Source organism: Nocardia sp. BSTN01 (genome assembly GCF_015354405.1).
Classification (GTDB): Bacteria; Actinomycetota; Actinomycetes; order Mycobacteriales; family Mycobacteriaceae; genus Nocardia.
Genome location: NZ_JADKYP010000051.1, coordinates 33,772 through 46,586, shown reverse-complemented (window position 1 = coordinate 46,586; position 12,815 = coordinate 33,772). Strand labels below are relative to the sequence as shown.

The window sequence follows — 12,815 nt, the reverse complement described above, 5'->3', positions numbered from 1 at the left end:
TCCGACGTTCTGATGCCGATCGACCCGGCGCCGAGAATGTCGTCAGGGAGCTGGATGCGAATCCGTGACGGCCGGGCCCGCGGTGCTGGTGACGTGGACGGGCAGGTTGTCGGCCCACGGCTGGCTTTCCACCATGTCGGCGACTCGCACTGTGCCCCTTTCGAATTCGCCGGTGGCGGCGTCGACGAGGCGGTAGCCCTGCACCTGGGTGTGGATGGGCTGGGCGTCGAGCAGGACGATCCGGACTTCGCCGGGTTCGAAGTGGCAGCGCTGTTGCAGGGCGGCGATGAGTTGTTCGTTGTGCATGTGCCCGTCGCCGAAGTTCCAGCCGATGGCGGTGCTGCAGATGCGTTCGCCGTCGGTGATGGTGTATTCGTCTTCGCGGCCGGCGGGCATGGCGCGGTGCACGAGGGTGAACAGGGCGCGGCCGTGGGTGTTCATGGCGCGGAAGGCATAGCCGAGATACAGCGGGATCTGGGCTCGGTCCTTGCCGTAGTAGCGCTCCATCTGTGCCTGCGGCATGCTCGCGATCGCGACGACGTTGCGGTCGATCTTCTGCGCCGCCGAGGGTTTGACGCACCACACCGTGGTGTCCCAGTTGCCGGCGTAGTAGCGCATGCCGGGCAGGAACGAGATCCGCGAGGGCACCAGGTTGCCGGTGATCACGATCGCGACGAGTACCGCGAACAGCAGGACGGGCAGCCATGGGTGTTGCGCGTCGGCGAAGCCGATATCGGCGTGGGCGACGAACAGCACTCCGAGACCGAACATCATGAACACATTCCACTCGAGCGGCACGCCCATCGGGATGGCGGTGAGGATCACCAGGTGGAAGCACAGCAGGATCACCGCGGCCACCGCGGTGGGCGGGCCGCCGTGGGAGAAGAACAGCACGATCGGCGCGCACATCTCCACCGCGGTGCCGCTGTGGGCGACCAACCGTGACAGCCGTCCCGGGCGCAGGTCGTCGGGGAAGTCGGCGAAGAAGCGCCGCTTCAACCATCGCGGCCGCACGATCGGACTGTTGGACATCATGGTCGAGACCACGAACGGGAAGTGCCGGTTCAGTTTCGAGGTCGCCGCACCCATCCAGATGACGACGAAGACGAGTTTCGCGGCGAGGATCGCGTCGGCGCCGCCGAACAGGAACGCCACCGCGAGCGAGCCGTACACCTCGCCGCGCGCGGCCAGGAAGATCACCTTGTCGCGCAGTCCCAGCACCGCCAGCACGGCCACGACGAGGCCGACGTGCCAGGCAGGCAACAGACCGACGGTGGTGTCGAATGCGGGGATGGGGCCGGTGCCGTCGGACAGCAGCGCCCACAGCAGTACCGCCAGCAGCAGCGCGTAGAGTGCGGCGTCGACCGGGGTGCGGGCGGTGCCGCGGGTGAGCGGGACGACGCGCGGCCACGGTGGGAGCCGGATCGTGCCGGGCCGCAGCCAGTACAGGATCGATCCCATCGGCGGGAAGTAGCGGTTGTTGAGCGGGCCGAATCCGCAGCCGAGCCCGATCACTTCGAACAGCATCGTGTAGAGCACGACCTTTTCGAACACGATCGGTTCCGACCACCAGCTGCCGACATCGGTGAATCCGTCGATGCCGCTGGTGCTCAGCGCGAACAGCCAGCCGCCGAGGATGTAGAGGCAGATCTTGACCACGTAGAACAGGTGCAGCACCACCGGTGTGCCGAAGCCGACCTCGGCCCAGTGCCGCGCCATGAGCCGGATGCGCTCACTGCGGTCGCTGCCCTGCCACTGCTGCTGATCGACGACCGGCAGTTCCGGCTGAACGAACCCCATCAATCTCTCCGTTCCCGCATCCGCGGCCGGTCACGGCACCATGACCGCGGTGTTGCCCTTCTCGCTCGACGTGACGAGGATGTCGCGGCCGATCGGATCGTCCACCGCGGCAAGGCTTTCCGGCGCCATCAACGCCAGGAACCGGCTGTCGTCGGCGTGCAGGCGCCCGACGACCAGTCCGGTGCGCGGCTCGAACGCATGACGCACGGTGTAGGTTTCGATCCGCGCCGGCCCATCGGCGCGCGCCCGGCTGGGCACCCGCGGGGCCACCGCCACGGCCCGCTGTAACTGTGCGCTGCGGTCAGGCGCCCAGGGCGCCGGCGCGGTCGAATACACCCCGACCGAATATTTGCTCATGATGCCGCCGTTGGCGCCCACCAGGCCGAAAGTGCCCGGCTGCTCGCGCATCCGGGCCACGGTCTCGGCGATCGCGTGCATCGAGTAGTTGTTGCCGGGGCCGCCGAAGAACGGCAACCCACCGGTCACGGTGAGCCCGCGCGGGTCGTCGGTGGCCAGTCCGGTGCCGTCGCAGAAGTTGAACACCGCGACGGGGAAGCAGCTGTAGAGATCGAAGGTGGTCAGGTCGTCGAGCCCGATTCCGGCCACCCGCAACGCTTCTCGCGCCGCCGTCCACGCGGTGGGTGCGGCGCCGAGGTCCGGGCGGGCGAGCAGTGGCTGTTCCTCGAGGTCGGCGTGACCACGCAGATACACCAGTTTGTCGTCGGGGACGCCGAGTTCGCGGGCTCTGCCCAGCGACATCACCACGGCCGCGGCGCCGAGGTTGACCAGATCGCGGGCCACCATCAGGCGCGGATACGGGTCGCAGATCATCCGGTTCGCGTCGGTGACGGCCGCCAGTTCCTCGGCGCTGCGTTCGACCGGCGCGGCGGCGAGCGGGTTCTTCGCGGCCACGGAGGTGAACGGCGCCAGCAGTTTTCCCATCTGCAGGCGATACTGCTGCGGTGTCGTGCCCACCCGCGCGCGGCGGGCGTTCTCCAGCAGACCGTATTGGGTGGGTGCGCCCATGACGGCATGGGCGACGAGGTTGTCGTCGACGAACGATTCGTATCCGAAGCCGCGGTCCTCGAGCTGACCGGGGGCGGTTTCGGTGAAGTCGGGCCGATCGTCTCGTCCGGCGTAGTAGCGCTCGGTCGAGATCGCGTCCGATCCGGTGATCAGCACCGATTCCAGTCGCCCGGCGGCGATGCCGGCGGCGAATTCGGTGAGCAGATGTTGCGGGCCCTGCCCGCCGACCACCTCGAGCACGGCGCGGGCGGGGTCGATGCCCAGTCGCCGCGCCACCGAGCGCGGGTAGTTGTCGGAGCGGCCGAGCGGGGCGCGCACCGGCGCCGAGATTTCGAATTGGCGCACCCCGGCGATGAGTTCGACGCTCGCGGCGGCGTCGGAGTAGCGGACCTCGGTGTCCTCGAGGGCGGCGCGGGCGGCCGCGGCGGCGAGGTCGACCGACGACATCTGCCGGTATTCGGAACTGTCGATGCGATCGATGGCCTGTCCGACGCCCACGACGACCGGCGTACGCGAATCGACCATCAGCGGACCCCGCCACTGCGTGCGGTCGTGCCGGCTCCCCGTCTCATGGGAGTGACAGTAACACGGGAAATAGAACCTGTTACAGACGTTTGTCTCAGATGGTGGCTCGCTGCGAGGCCGCGGCATGCTCGCCTAGATCGGCGAGGGTGAGCCGGTGCCGCGGCGCGCGGTCGACGACGGTGTGCCGGGTGGTCACCAGATCGGGGCCCACGTGCAGCAACCGGCCCACCGGCAGATCACGCCAGCCGGGATCGCTGTCCATGCGTTCGGTGGCGATGACCACGGCCGGATGGTCGGCGAGCGCGGGCGAGTGGGCGCGAAGGGGCCCGGTGCCGGCGTGGTCGAGATGTTTGCCGCCGCCGGGTCCGCCCGCGGCTCGTTCGAGGACGAACAGGTCGTGGGTGCCGGGGTAGCGCAGCGCCCACAGATCCTGTGCGGTGGTGAGTACGAAGTTCAGTGCGAACACCGGCAGGTTGTCCGCGATCCACCCGACCGCGGCGCTGATTCCGGCGACGACATCGCCGTCGTGTTCATCGATGCGGCGGGTGATGAGCGCGAAGACCCGCTCGGAATCGGTTTGCCCGGCGACCAGATCGCGATAGTCACCCAGGGCGCGGTCCAGTTCCGGCAGGCCGCCGACGACGCCATTGTGGGCGAACAGCCGCCCGTGTTGCTCGAACGGGTGGGTGTTGGCCGCGACCGTCGCCCCGGTGGAGGCGTAGCGCACGTGGGCAAGGAAGGTCGCCGACTCGCATTCCATGGCCTCGCGCACGAACTGCTCGTCTTCGTAGGCGGCGATGGGCTGCTTGCGCACCAGCGGTTCGCCGTCGGCCTCGAAGGTGCCCAGTCCGGTGCCGTCGGGTTCGCGGCGACTCTGGCGGGCCAGGCTGTCGGAGGCCTCCAGCAACCAGAACGTCGCGTGCACCCGCTGTGGTGCCGCGCTGAGCCCGAACAATCGGCACATCGTTTCACCTTTCGCCGCACCGGCGCGGATCCCGCGATCCGTGTCGGACGAAACCGCTTGTCACGGTTCGATATTCAGTGAACGAGCTACGGGGGAGCCGAGCCGATGACGCGGCCCGGGCCGCCGAACCGACCCTACCCGTCCGCCGCGAAACGCGAGGCCCTTCGACCCTGGATCCGCAAGCGCCCGCGGTGCACCATGAGGTGATCGATACGCGGCGGATCGGAGAGGGGTGCTCGTGGCGAGGAAACGGTGGAGCGAGCTGGACGAGCGGACGCGACGACTGATCGTGGCCGCGACCGTGGTGGAAGGGATCCTGAAACTGGCGGCGCTCATCGATATCGCGCGCCGGCCGGCCGCCGAGATCCGAGGGTCGAAACTGCGGTGGGCGACCGCGGTGACGCTGCTCAACTCGGCGGGCGCGGTGCCGATCACCTACTTCCTCGCCGGACGCCGGCAACCGGGCACGCACTCCTGAGCCCGGTCACCCTTCGCCGCGATAGTCCTGGCATCGGCAGCGATGCGTCGGCAGCCCGGCGCCGCGCTCGCGCGAGACCAGAACTCCGGCGTCCACGGCGCTGCGGCAACGGCCCGATACCGGGTCGTGCACGATATTGGAGTGCCCGCAGTGCGAGCACAATCGGCGTGTCACCTTCCGCGGCACCAGGATCAGCAGCACCAGCGCCGAGAAGGCGACGGTGACACCGACGAACCTGAGCAGATGTGGCCAATCCATCTCACGACCTCACTTTCCGGCCGAGTCCGCCGCGGCCGACCGCGATCAACGCCGTCGCAGGTGCATGCCGTAGGGGACCGCCTCGAGCAATGTCACGTTCACCGACGCCCCGCTGGGAATCCGGTACGAGCACACCTGCCCGGGCCGGGCGCCGGTGAGCGCGCTGCCCAGCGGCGACTCGGGCGAGTACACCTCGAGTTCCTCGGTGTCGGCGCCGTCGCGCCGGCCCAGCAGGAACGTTTCGGTCTGCTCGTCGTCGAACCGGACGGTCAGCACCATCCCGGGTTCGGCGATGCCGTCGTCGGCGGGCGCCTGCCCGACCACGGCACGATCCAGCAACTCCTCCAACTCCAGCCGGCGCAGCCGCCGCCCGGCCGCGGACTGCCCGTCCTCGTCGCCGGGGCCGTGTTGCGCCGCCCGCAACTCCAGCAATTCCCGCCGCAGCCGCTCGTACGCGTCCTGCGTCAACCAGACGCTTTCGGTTCCCGTCATCTCATTCTCTTCGTCCACTGCCGACAACACCGGCCCCCGGACGACACCACATCCGCCGCACCGAGGGTCCACCTCCAGAGTGACCCGCCGGCACACCCGCTACATTGTCAGCAACAAACAATCTCGTCCCACACTATTGTCGTTCCCGGACAGGGCGGCGGTGGCCCGACGCCCCGGAAGGAGCCGTGAGCTGCACCGATGGTCAAATTGGACCGGTTGATCAATATCGTGAGCCGCTACGGCGCCCGCCTGCACGGCACCGTCGTGGATCGCGCCGTCGAGATCCACAGCGTCGCGGTGCACGACCCGATCCGCCCGCACGCGGCCACCGGCGACGTATTCCTCGCCGTCGGCGCGGCCGACCTCGCCGAAGCCCTCACCCTGGGTGTGGACGCCCGCGCCCGCGTGATCGTGGCGCGCACCTCCGAGACACCGGATGCCCGGATCCGGCAGCTGCTCGATGATCGCGGGCCGGCGCTGATGACCGTCGACCCGAGCGTGTCCTGGAGCCAGATCGCCTCGGTCGTCTACGGGCTCGTGCTCGAGGGCCGCGAAACCGAATCCGGGCGCGGGCCCAGCGATCTGTTCGCCCTCGCCGACACCATCTCCGCCTCCCTCGACGGGCCGGTCACCATCGAGGATCAGCTCTCGCGCGTGATGGCCTACTCCACCGCGCACCACGACACCGACCCGGTCCGCTCGGACACCATCCTCGGGCGGCGCATGCCCGATCGCGTGCGGCGATTCTTCGAGGAGCAGGGCATCTTCGCGCATCTGGCCCGCTCCGATTCGCCGCGCTACATCCCGCCGGCACCCGAACACGGACTGCACGGGCGCACGGTGGCCGCGGTGCGCGCGGGCCGGGAGCTGCTGGGTTCGGTGTGGGTGTCCGGTCGCGAGCCGCTGTCGGCGGATCGGGCCCGAATCCTGCAGGAGGGCGCGCACACCGTCGCGCTGCATCTGCTGCGGTCGCGGGTCAGTGCCGACCTCGAACGGCAGGTGGAGTCCGAACTGGTCATCGAGTTGATCGAGGGCAGCCCCGACGCGGAGGCCGCGATCGGCAAACTCGGCATCCCGGCCCGCGATCTTCGCGTCATCGCCTTGCAGGCGCATGCCGAGCAGGAACGCAACGCCGGCATCCTGCTCGCGTTCGAACGCGCCACCACCGGTTTCGGCTGGTCGCGCCTGGGCCGCAGCACCCTGTTCGGCAATACCGTCTACACACTGCTGCCCGCCGGTGACGATCCGGCGCCGGCGTATCGGTGGATCGCCGATATCGCCGCGAGCCTGCCCGCGCACATGAGCGTCGTGGCCGGCATCGGCGGCACCGCCGACGCGCGGGAGTTGCCCGCGAGCCGTCAGGAGGCCGACGAGTGCATGGCGCTGCCGGCGGCCACCACCCCGGCACCGGCCTGCTACGACACCGCCTGGGATCGGGTCCTGATCCAGCGGCTACGGTCGATGGCCTCCACCGGCCGGCTGCCGTCCCGGGACCCCGTCGCCCAGCTGGCGGAGATCGACGAGCGAGCCGGCACCCACTATCTGCCCACGTTGAAGGCCTGGCTGGAAGCCCACGGCGATCCGAACACCGCGGCCCGCACCCTCGACGTCCACCCCAACACCGTGCGTCACCGGATGCGGCGGATGCGTGAACTGGACTTCCTCGATCCGGACGATCCGGCCAAACGCACGGCAATGCTCATCGCCTTGTCGATCCGCACCGGGTGAGCTCCGGCCGGCGAAAACCGATGGAGACAGGCGCCGGGCCGGGCTACTGTGCGCGGCGTGAGCGTCGACGCGCGTGCCGGACAGTGGGTGGAACTCAACCGCGCCAATTGGGATGAGCGCGTGCCGATTCACCTCACGAGCGAGTTCTACGATGTGGACCGGTTCGTCGCCGGCGCGGAGGCGCTGCGCGCATTCGAACTCGACGAGGTCGGCGACGTGCACGGAAAACGCTTGCTGCACTTGCTGTACCCGCGGTTCCACACCCTGACCGCGGAGAGCGGACAGTATCGCCTGCCGCCCGGACAACCGCGGGTGCCGTTGCTGCTCTCCCTGCGGGCGTCGAAACCGGACTGCTGAAACACCAAGGCGCCGTGCAGTTTTCGACGCACACCGGTCGTAAGTGTCAGCGTTCGTCGTAGTGGCCGTCGTGTGCCGCGTGGCGATGGCCGTCGTGGAGATAGTCGACGTGATCGTCGTGCGGGATGGCGACGTGCCCGCACCCTTCGCCGTGCACTATCTCGGCCGGATCGGCCAGGCCCTGGCGGATGCGGTCGCCGAGCCGGAAGTAGTCGAACCGCTCGATCCCGGGGGTGAACACGGTCAGCACATCCGCCGCCGAGGTCGCGGGCGCCGCCCACGCATGGGTCATGGGTTATCCGGTAACCCGGTGGTGATCCGGCGGCGGGGTGAGGTCTTCGACCACCACCAGATTTCCCCCGGCCTGTTTCGCCCGGTACATGGCGGCGTCGGCGGATTGCAGCAGCCGGTCCGGTGTCGGTCGCGGGCATCGCGGGCAGGTCGTCGCGTCGTAGACCGCGACACCGACGCTGGCGGTGACCTCGACCGTGGTGCCGGACGGTTCGGCGACGGTGCGGCGCAAGCGTTCGGCCTCGGCGTGGGCGGCGTCGGCGGCGATCGGCGTGGCGACCACGAATTCCTCACCGCCGGTCCGGGCCACCACCGCGGTTCGTCCGGCGGCCTCGTGCAGGCGCCGGGCGGTCCGCACGAGCACGGTGTCGCCGACGCGGTGTCCCCAGGTGTCGTTGACGCTTTTGAATTTGTCGAGGTCGAAGGTCATGACACTGATCGCGGGGTGCTGGTCGACCAGCAGCGGGAGCCGGATCTCGAGGCCGCGGCGGTTCAGCAGCTCGGTCAGCGGATCCGACATCGATTCGGTGCGCAGCAGCCAGTAGAGGATCTGCAGTGCGGGAACGGCGCTGACCACCGACACGAACAGCAGCAACCCGACCGCGAGCGCCAGCCGCAGTTGCCCGCCGCCGGTGGCGATGCGCACCGACATCACGATCACCGCCAGCAGCGACCACACCGAATGCGCCGCCAACGCCCGCGCGTTGTGGAAGAAGCCGAGGTAACTGCCGGTGACCACGAGCAGTACCGTGCCCATCGCCGCGAACACCCGATCGGGCACCTGCAGGAATTCCAGAATGAACAGCACGTCGGCGCCGCCGATCAGCAGCAGCGATTCGGTTTTGCCGGGCCAGCGCAGCAACCACCAGCGCAGTGCCCACAGCGTCCCGCACGACACCCCGACCGTGGACGCGATACCGGGATGGCCGGGCGGGCCCACCGGCGATCCGGTGATCACCGCTCCCATCGCCGCGATCATCGCGCCGGCGACACCGACCAGCACTTTCAACGGCCCCAGCGCCGATCGGGCCGTCAGGCTGCGTACCAGCCAGCGGTAGTCGACCGGATCGTTCCACCAGGCCCGCAGTGTCTTGCCGCCATTCATCGACTCACCCTCGCACCCGGCCGGTTGCCCGGCCGTCGCTCGTTTCCGGTGCGAGAATCCCGGGCGAGGATCTCGGGAATCTCATCGGCTGATCCGCAGCAGTCTAGACCGGCAACTCGGACCCTCCGGGCGAAAATGTGGTACCCGCGTGGATCGGCTCAGCGGTTGCCGGCCGTCAGGAGCAGGCGGGCCACCGAGGTCAGCCGGACCGCCATCTCCCGGTAGCCGTAGTAGCCCACCCCGGCCTGGATCATCGCCCCGCTGACCGCATTCCTGTGGCGCCGCTGGTCTCCCGGATACGCCGCCACCGACGACCTCGCCCACCTCGCCGCGGCCGCACCGCCGCAGCACCGCTCCGCGATCATCGGCTACTACCGGCAACTGGTCCGCCCGAGCTCGACGCGGCCCCGCGACCTCGACCGGCTGCTGATGTCGCCACCGATCCACCCGATCCTGCAGCTCTACGGCGCCACCGACGGCTGCCTGCGGCCCGGCTTCTTCCACGCTCTGGACCGGCACCTGCCCGCGGGCAGCCGCCTCGTCCGCATCGACGACGCCGGGCATTTCCTGCACCTGGAGAAACCGGAGACGGTGAACGAGATCATCCTCGACTACCTCGCCTCGGGGCGGTAGCGGTTCACTGCGCCGTTTCCCCGATGAGCGTGCGCAGCAGGGCCGCGTGGTAGAACAGTGCCTCGACATCCTCGGGGCGATCCATCTCCCCGAAATGCACGCGGCGCGAGCCGGTGCGCATGAACACGCACGCCCACACCACCGCCGAGTAGACGTAGAACCAGCGCAGATCACCGAGTTCGACACCGGTGCGGCGCCGATACGTGTCACGAACATCGTTCTCGCGCAAGACGTTCGGCAATCCCGGCAGTCCGGCGAGCCCGCTCAACTCCTGAAACACCAGGTGCGCGAACACACACCACGCCACATCGAGTTCGCGTGGCCCCACCGTCGTCATCTCCCAATCGAGGACGGCGGCGGGACGGAAGTCGCGGTAGAGCACGTTGCCGATGCGCGCATCGCCCCACAGCAGCACGGTCTCACCGGCCGCGATCTGTTCGGGCCAGTGGGTGTCGAGCCAGTCGAAGGCGCGCTCGACCAGCGGTGACCGCCCGATATCGGCCACCGCGAACTCGTACCACGCCCGCAGCCAGGTGAGGTTCTTGCGTAGGGCGGTGTCGCCGGCGCGGTCGGCGACGAGGAAGTCGAATGCGGTGCCCGCGTCGGGGATCGAGTGCAGGGTGGCGAGCACCTCGATCGTGGCGTCCTGCAGCAGGCGCTGCTGTTGAGGGGCCGCGTCGAAGAACCAGTTGCCGCCGAACGTATACGGCATCACATCGGGCGGGACGATCCCCTCGACGTAGTCCATGATGAAGAAGGGGGCGCCCAGCACCGTCGCCGTGTTCTCCCGGAACCGCACCCGCGGGACCGGAATACCGGCCCGACCGGCGGCCTCCATGACAGCGGCTTGATGATCGAGACGATAGACCGGAAAGACGGGGACGTCGGAGCCGGTGGGCGCCACCCGCATCACCCATTTCCGAGTCACGGGCGCGCCGTCCTCGTCCCATCGGGCGCCGAGCACGATCGTCTCCGAGGACATCCCGTTGGCGTCGATCCCGCCGACGACGGAGATCTCGGGCCGCTGCCCGTCCGGCATGACCGTGGCCAGCCAGTCGGCGAGCAGCGCGGGCAATTCGCTGACGTCGCGGCTCGAGCTTTGCAGCCGGCTGACGTTCTCCACGGTCGGTTCGGTAGCCACAGGCCGGCTCCTTTCACTCGGGCGGGTCACCCACGGGCCGCTCGGCTCTCACCGTGCACCGATCGTGACCGGCATATGCCGGATACCGGTGTGTTTGTTGCTGCGGACGTACTCGACGGGCCCCCGCGGAGTGAGGGTTTCGACCCGATCGAGCAGCGCGTCGAACAGGACCCGCATCTCCATCCGCGCGAGCGAGGCGCCCAGGCAGAAGTGCACGCCACGCCCGAAAGCCAGGTGCGGATTGGGGTTTCGGGTGATGTCGAACCGGTGGGCGTCGGTGAACACACTGTCGTCGCGGTTGGCCGAGGCCCACCACAGCGTGACCTTGTCACCGGCGGCGATGCGGTGGCCGCCGATCCACACCTCCGTGGTGGCGGTGCGCCGGTTGTAGGGGGTCGACGACGCCCAGCGCAACATCTCCTCGACCGCCGCCGGAAGGCGAGTCCTGTCCTGCTGCAACTGTTTCCACAGCTGCGGCGATTCGCTGAGCGCGGCCGCCCCGAGAGCGATGGAGTTGCGGGTGGTCTCGCTGCCCGCGGCGACGATCAGGCTCAAGAACAGGTGCTGCTCGGCGTCGGTCAGCGGCTCGTCCTCGACGAGGGCGTGGGTGATCACCGACAGCAGATCCGCACCCGGCGCGCCGCGTTTGCGCTGCAGCAGGTCCGCGGCGTAGGCGAACATGCGGGCCTGAGCGCGGGCGAGACGGTCGTCGACCTCGCCGACTTCGCGGCCGTCGTAGTCCAGGGTGACGTTCGCCCAGTTCATCAGTTCGTGGCGATCGGCTTGCGGCACACCGGCCAGCTCGGCGACGGCCTGCAGTGGCAGTTCCGCGGCCACATCGGTGAGAAAGTCGCACTCGCCCTTGGCGACCGCCGCATCCACGATGTCGGCCGCGCGCCGGCGCAGGTCGTCCTCGATCCGCCGCAGCGCTCGGGGGGTGGTGCTGGGTGCGAGCAGACGCCGGATCTTCGCGTGGCGGGGATCGTCCATCATGTTCAGTAGCGCCCCGACCGGCGCACCCAGCGGCATATCCTCGAGTGTCGTGCCGCCGCCGTCGCGTCCGCCGCCGGATTCGGAGGAGAAGACCGTGGTGTCGGTGGCCGCGGCGACGATGTCGGTATAGCGGCTGAGCACCCAGAAACCGTCGCCGCCGGGGCTGTGCGCGGTGGGCGGATGGAACCAGACCGGCGCCTCGCGTCGCAGCCGATCGAATATCGGATGCGGAAATCCGCTGGTGAACCGGTCCAGGTCGGTGAGGTCGATGCCCTCGTCCACGAGGTGTCACCTCCTTGCCCACACCACGAGATCGCCTGTCGGCGGTTGCCGGGCGCCGTGTCAGGACCCCGGCAGCCTGCACCTTACAGGTGTCAATCCGACCGTATGGCGGTATCGCCAACCCTCGGCCCCGAGCCAACTCATCTGATCCACGACGGCTACGCGTTGCGCGGGCGCAGACCGTCGAGCATCAGGTCCAGCAGGCGCCGCCAGTCTCCGCTGCCGGTGCGGATCGTCGCCGAGATCGCACCGACGAGCATGTAGGCGTCCGCGGCCGTGCAATCCTGCCGCAGCGCACCGGCCTCGCGATCGCGCGTGATGATCTCGCCGACAACGGTTTCCAGCCGGGCGCGAGCGGATCCGCGCGGCTCGCTGCCGGGCGATCGGCGGGCGGCTTCGACGGCCGCGGACAGGCCCTGATCGGCGCTGAGCAGCTCACCCACATGCGTCAGATAGCGTCGCAGCCCCTCGCCGGCGTGAGCGAGACACTCTGCGCGAGCGTAGTTCTCGATCTCCGCGAAGCGTTGCTCGGCCGCCGCGTCGACGAGCTCGGCGAGGGTGGGGAAGTGGCGATAGACCGTGCCGACCCCGACCCCCGCGGCGCGTGCCACATCGGGCAACTGCGCCTGAGAGCCCTTCTCGGCGAACACTTCTCGAGCCGCGCGCAGGAGGCGATCGCGGTTGCGGGCCGCGTCGGCGCGGGTTCTTCGTGGCGTCGCGGGTGTTGACACCTGTCCGTCCT

The 12,815-nt window shown here is 69.2% G+C and carries 15 protein-coding genes; 4 read left to right on the top strand and 11 right to left on the bottom strand.

All coding sequences use genetic code 11. The features are described 5' to 3' along the window. Positions 1-42: 42 nt before the first annotated feature. From IRT45_RS28860 to IRT45_RS28850, 3 genes are all read right to left on the bottom strand, one after another. Positions 43-1,800 (bottom strand): DUF3556 domain-containing protein, encoded by a 1,758-nt coding sequence (locus tag IRT45_RS28860; RefSeq protein ID WP_194808990.1) that lies wholly within the window; start codon positions 1,798-1,800, stop codon positions 43-45. 30 nt (positions 1,801-1,830) lie between these two features. Beyond that, complete coding sequence (locus tag IRT45_RS28855) at positions 1,831-3,351, bottom strand: acetyl-CoA acetyltransferase (RefSeq protein ID WP_375540163.1); 1,521 nt, start codon at positions 3,349-3,351, stop codon at positions 1,831-1,833. Positions 3,352-3,445: 94 nt separating this feature from the next. Further along, positions 3,446-4,315, bottom strand: coding sequence for a class II glutamine amidotransferase (locus IRT45_RS28850; RefSeq protein ID WP_194808989.1), 870 nt, complete (start codon positions 4,313-4,315; stop codon positions 3,446-3,448). Positions 4,316-4,553: 238 nt separating this feature from the next. Here IRT45_RS28850 and IRT45_RS28845 point away from each other — a divergent pair, with 238 nt between their 5' ends. After that, positions 4,554-4,793 (top strand): DUF5652 family protein, encoded by a 240-nt coding sequence (locus tag IRT45_RS28845; protein WP_194808988.1) that lies wholly within the window; start codon positions 4,554-4,556, stop codon positions 4,791-4,793. Between the two features lie 6 nt (positions 4,794-4,799). Here the strand turns inward: IRT45_RS28845 and IRT45_RS28840 are convergent, their stop codons facing one another. Both IRT45_RS28840 and IRT45_RS28835 read right to left on the bottom strand, forming a co-directional pair. Then, positions 4,800-5,051 (bottom strand): hypothetical protein, encoded by a 252-nt coding sequence (locus IRT45_RS28840; protein ID WP_194808987.1) that lies wholly within the window; start codon positions 5,049-5,051, stop codon positions 4,800-4,802. A 45-nt stretch (positions 5,052-5,096) separates the two neighbouring features. Further along, a complete protein-coding gene (locus IRT45_RS28835) occupies positions 5,097-5,543 on the bottom strand; it encodes a GreA/GreB family elongation factor (protein ID WP_036505644.1) in 447 nt (148 codons plus the stop codon). A 198-nt stretch (positions 5,544-5,741) separates the two neighbouring features. Here IRT45_RS28835 and IRT45_RS28830 point away from each other — a divergent pair, with 198 nt between their 5' ends. Continuing rightward, positions 5,742-7,271: a CdaR family transcriptional regulator gene (locus IRT45_RS28830; RefSeq protein ID WP_194808986.1), complete on the top strand. Its 1,530-nt coding sequence runs from the start codon at positions 5,742-5,744 to the stop codon at positions 7,269-7,271. A gap of 57 nt (positions 7,272-7,328) precedes the next feature. Further along, positions 7,329-7,628 (top strand): hypothetical protein, encoded by a 300-nt coding sequence (locus tag IRT45_RS37215; protein ID WP_228535379.1) that lies wholly within the window; start codon positions 7,329-7,331, stop codon positions 7,626-7,628. A 46-nt stretch (positions 7,629-7,674) separates the two neighbouring features. Here IRT45_RS37215 and IRT45_RS28820 read toward each other — a convergent pair whose 3' ends face one another. The 3 genes from IRT45_RS28820 to IRT45_RS28810 form a co-directional block, all read right to left on the bottom strand. Further along, a complete protein-coding gene (locus IRT45_RS28820; protein ID WP_194808995.1) occupies positions 7,675-7,920 on the bottom strand; it encodes a hypothetical protein in 246 nt (81 codons plus the stop codon). 3 nt (positions 7,921-7,923) lie between these two features. Further along, entirely contained in the window at positions 7,924-9,024 is a 1,101-nt protein-coding gene (locus tag IRT45_RS28815) for a GGDEF domain-containing protein (protein ID WP_194808985.1), read from the bottom strand. A gap of 158 nt (positions 9,025-9,182) precedes the next feature. Continuing rightward, complete coding sequence (locus IRT45_RS28810; protein ID WP_194808984.1) at positions 9,183-9,389, bottom strand: hypothetical protein; 207 nt, start codon at positions 9,387-9,389, stop codon at positions 9,183-9,185. A 64-nt stretch (positions 9,390-9,453) separates the two neighbouring features. Between IRT45_RS28810 and IRT45_RS28805 the strand changes: the two genes are divergently transcribed. Beyond that, positions 9,454-9,657, top strand: a complete 204-nt coding sequence (locus IRT45_RS28805; RefSeq protein WP_194808983.1) for an alpha/beta fold hydrolase — start codon at positions 9,454-9,456, stop codon at positions 9,655-9,657. A 4-nt stretch (positions 9,658-9,661) separates the two neighbouring features. Here the strand turns inward: IRT45_RS28805 and IRT45_RS28800 are convergent, their stop codons facing one another. From IRT45_RS28800 to IRT45_RS28790, 3 genes are all read right to left on the bottom strand, one after another. Next, complete coding sequence (locus tag IRT45_RS28800) at positions 9,662-10,798, bottom strand: phosphotransferase family protein (protein WP_194808982.1); 1,137 nt, start codon at positions 10,796-10,798, stop codon at positions 9,662-9,664. 48 nt (positions 10,799-10,846) lie between these two features. Then, the gene (locus IRT45_RS28795; RefSeq protein ID WP_194808981.1) at positions 10,847-12,073 is read right to left on the bottom strand and encodes a cytochrome P450; all 1,227 of its coding nucleotides are present in this window, start codon (positions 12,071-12,073) and stop codon (positions 10,847-10,849) included. Positions 12,074-12,231: 158 nt separating this feature from the next. Next, positions 12,232-12,804 (bottom strand): TetR family transcriptional regulator, encoded by a 573-nt coding sequence (locus IRT45_RS28790; protein WP_309241197.1) that lies wholly within the window; start codon positions 12,802-12,804, stop codon positions 12,232-12,234. Between the last annotated feature and the right edge of the window lie 11 nt (positions 12,805-12,815).

What these genes read in the sequence shown, in the direction of transcription:
- IRT45_RS28860 (WP_194808990.1), bottom strand. Translation starts at nt 1,800, where the DNA reads ATGGGGTTCGTTCAGCCGGAACTGCCGGTCGTCGATCAGCAGCAGTGG.
- IRT45_RS28855 (WP_375540163.1), bottom strand. Translation starts at nt 3,351, where the DNA reads ATGGTCGATTCGCGTACGCCGGTCGTCGTGGGCGTCGGACAGGCCATC.
- IRT45_RS28850 (WP_194808989.1), bottom strand. Translation starts at nt 4,315, where the DNA reads ATGTGCCGATTGTTCGGGCTCAGCGCGGCACCACAGCGGGTGCACGCG.
- IRT45_RS28840 (WP_194808987.1), bottom strand. Translation starts at nt 5,051, where the DNA reads ATGGATTGGCCACATCTGCTCAGGTTCGTCGGTGTCACCGTCGCCTTC.
- IRT45_RS28835 (WP_036505644.1), bottom strand. Translation starts at nt 5,543, where the DNA reads ATGACGGGAACCGAAAGCGTCTGGTTGACGCAGGACGCGTACGAGCGG.
- IRT45_RS28830 (WP_194808986.1), top strand. Translation starts at nt 5,742, where the DNA reads ATGGTCAAATTGGACCGGTTGATCAATATCGTGAGCCGCTACGGCGCC.
- IRT45_RS28820 (WP_194808995.1), bottom strand. Translation starts at nt 7,920, where the DNA reads ATGACCCATGCGTGGGCGGCGCCCGCGACCTCGGCGGCGGATGTGCTG.
- IRT45_RS28815 (WP_194808985.1), bottom strand. Translation starts at nt 9,024, where the DNA reads ATGAATGGCGGCAAGACACTGCGGGCCTGGTGGAACGATCCGGTCGAC.
- IRT45_RS28810 (WP_194808984.1), bottom strand. Translation starts at nt 9,389, where the DNA reads ATGATCGCGGAGCGGTGCTGCGGCGGTGCGGCCGCGGCGAGGTGGGCG.
- IRT45_RS28805 (WP_194808983.1), top strand. Translation starts at nt 9,454, where the DNA reads ATGTCGCCACCGATCCACCCGATCCTGCAGCTCTACGGCGCCACCGAC.